This is a genomic window from Nocardioides sp. Leaf307, assembly GCF_001423135.1.
In the GTDB taxonomy this organism is placed as follows: Bacteria; Actinomycetota; Actinomycetes; order Propionibacteriales; family Nocardioidaceae; genus Nocardioides; species Nocardioides kribbensis.
In genome coordinates this window covers 1-2,621 of sequence record NZ_LMNY01000005.1, presented here as the reverse complement: position 1 = coordinate 2,621, position 2,621 = coordinate 1, and the positions used below count along the sequence as shown (strand labels likewise).

Sequence of the window (2,621 nt, the reverse complement as noted above, 5' to 3'; positions counted from 1 at the left end):
CAACGGGGCATAACAAACTAATTCGTCGACTATGACACACTGTTGAGTTCTCAAGAATCAGACGCACACCGTCCCAGACCGTTTCCAACCCGGCGGCGGGGCAACCCGGAGAAACTTACCCGCTCTCCCTCTCGCTATCAAATCCGCGATCTGGGGGAACTCCTTCGTCCTCCTGACGCACACCAGCAGCCGCTTCGTGGACCGCTCTCGCGGGCCGCGGCCGCCCGTGGCGACTCGGAGAACAGTACGCAGATGCCTGGCAGACGCCAAATCGAGTCGTCCACACCCCTTCGAGCGTTGCACCCCGGCCGCGACGTCGACCCGACCCCGGGCTGCTACCTGCGCTGGCCCGACCACTCACGTCTCCCTGCCATGACGCGGCGCCACCGAGCGGCCAGCCGCCAGCATGGGAAGCGAAGGCGCAGCAGGGTCGGAGACCCTCGAGTGGACGCCTGCGGTCCGTGGTGCCGGAGAGCCAGGGGGCGCCACCGCGACGCACGGCGCAGAGCTGGTCGCTGGACGTGGTCGGGCAGGAGGACGTGCCAGGACGACAGCCACGCGCCTTCCCTCCCCCGACACTCGGCTGCGGTCTGCCCGGTCGGTCGACCTCCCTGTCGGTGGCACCACGGCCTCATCCGGTGCGACCGGGTCGGTGTCGCACTTTGCCACCACCGCACCGCGTGAAGTGTGCGCTCGTCGTCGCGGCCGTGGTCGCACTCGCGGGCGGGGGCTCAGCACCGGAAACGCCCCGGACCACTGCATCCCCGCGGGGGCTCCTGCTCGCGGCGCCGGTCGTCTGGCTCGGCCCCGTCCAGCTGACCGACTCCTCCTCGAGCAGAGGACCGAGGTGGAGGATCCGCGAGACGACTGTGCTCTGCACTCGGTGGGTGTGGACTGCGCTCGGCAAGAGTCACGGCCGGGTCGTCACGTGACCCAGGACGGTTGAGCCCACCACTCGGCTGGGGTGTCCCGGTCAAGGGCCCATCGGGTCGGCGAAGCAGACCTCGAGGTCGGTGGCGATCAGGCTGTAACGGACCGCATCGCCGCTGGGTTCGCAGCCCAGGTGGTCCATCAGCAGGTAGCGGCTGGAGCGCTCGGCGAGCGTCGCAACGGCCGACCCGCCCGCGGTGCCGATCACGGGATCGACGAACCGGGGCCGCCGGGAAACCGGCTGTCGGCGGGGGCGTCGCGCCGATCGCCCGCGGCGCAACGGGAGGCTGAGGTCGCGTCGACGTTCGCCCTCGCGTGGATGTCGATGCCTGGTGGATCGTCTCGGGACCTATGCGCATCTCCGGTGCGGCGAGGGAGTCCACGATCAGCCGGCTGGTGACCTGCTGCGCCGCACACCTGTTCTTCAGACTCACCCCCACGTACTCCCGCAACCCGGGTCCGACCCCCTGCTTGCCCTTCCGAGGGGGAGCGCGGCGTGCGGCCGAGGTCCGATCAGCGGTGTGGGACATCCAGCCGCGCGAGGTGGCGGTGCGTCGCGACTCGCGACTGATGGCGGACCGGGAACGTGCCATCACCGGCGCGATGTGCTTGACCGACTGGTGGACACGCTCGCGAACGACGATCGTGATGCCGTTGTCAGGCCTCGGCTCGTGCGAGCCCCTCCCCCGTCGCCACAGGAGCGCCTCGCGCCGCGGCTTGAGCGTCCGAGCCTCGCTGGTGACGATGCCACCCTGTGCGCGCACGCGTGGCAGGGCACAGCTCGAGGTCCGCGCCGTCTGCGACGTGAGGTCCAACCGCCGTGGGCTAATCGATCGATTGACGATGCGATTCGCGATCGCCGTCGCGGCGTTCGACGCCGCCGTTCTCCGCTGCCGCGCGGAGGGCTCGCGAGCGGCCGCCAGCCTGCTGCACACCAGGACGCCTTCAACCGGTCGTCGCGACATCCCGTCCATCGAGGTGTTGAGTGGTCCGGCATCAACAGGACGCAGATCGGGCGATCCGGCCACAGCTGCGCTCGGCTGGTCATCCGAAGTCCCAGCGCGATGTCGAAGCAGCGTTTAGGCAGAGATCGCGACAGGCGCGCTGCCCAACGAGCCTGTCGTTCGCTATCGCTCGGGCGATCGGCCGCGACCCCGGCACGGTGTCGCGGGAAGTGCGCCGCAACGCTGCGGTGCGCTACAGCAGTGCTGGGTGTCGGGCGCCGGTGGCGCACTGGAAGGCCGAGATGGCCGGCAAGCGGCCGAAGGCGGACACGCTGGTGGCGAATCCACGCCGGCGTTCTCACGTCCAGGAACGCCTTGCCGGACAGATCAGCAGACCACACGGCACTCCGGGTTCCCGGCCCGCTCGTGCTCTCCTCCACCGAACTGAACAGGCGGCACCGCAAGGACCGGCCGTGGACCCTCTACATCGAGGGCCGCACAGTCCCAGGTCACGGAGCAGGCGACCTCCTCGTCGGACTGGAACGACCGGCGGTCGGCACCGTCGCCGGCAGCGCGGCGAACGAAAAGCCACACCCTCGGGGGCACGCCCGGCGCCGTGACCGCGCTTGGCTGAGAGGTCCTGAAATGGCTTGTGGGGCCACCCGGTAACAGGTGACCCCACAAGCACTAAGAATTGTCCGGCGGCGTCCTACTCTCCCACAACCTCTCGGTTGCAGTACCATCGGC

General features: G+C 69.5%; 2 protein-coding genes. One reads left to right on the top strand and one right to left on the bottom strand.

Features of this window, described 5'->3' with window-relative positions; all coding sequences use genetic code 11:
• Positions 1–973: 973 nt before the first annotated feature.
• Positions 974–1,138 carry a hypothetical protein gene (locus ASF50_RS19195; RefSeq protein ID WP_156718400.1) on the bottom strand — a complete coding sequence of 55 codons (165 nt, stop codon included), beginning with the start codon at positions 1,136–1,138 and terminating at the stop codon, positions 974–976.
• A gap of 777 nt (positions 1,139–1,915) precedes the next feature.
• On the opposite strand from ASF50_RS19195, the gene ASF50_RS20070 reads away from it, so the two are divergent.
• Positions 1,916–2,494, top strand: coding sequence for a helix-turn-helix domain-containing protein (locus tag ASF50_RS20070; RefSeq protein WP_082503380.1), 579 nt, complete (start codon positions 1,916–1,918; stop codon positions 2,492–2,494).
• Positions 2,495–2,621: the final 127 nt, after the last annotated feature.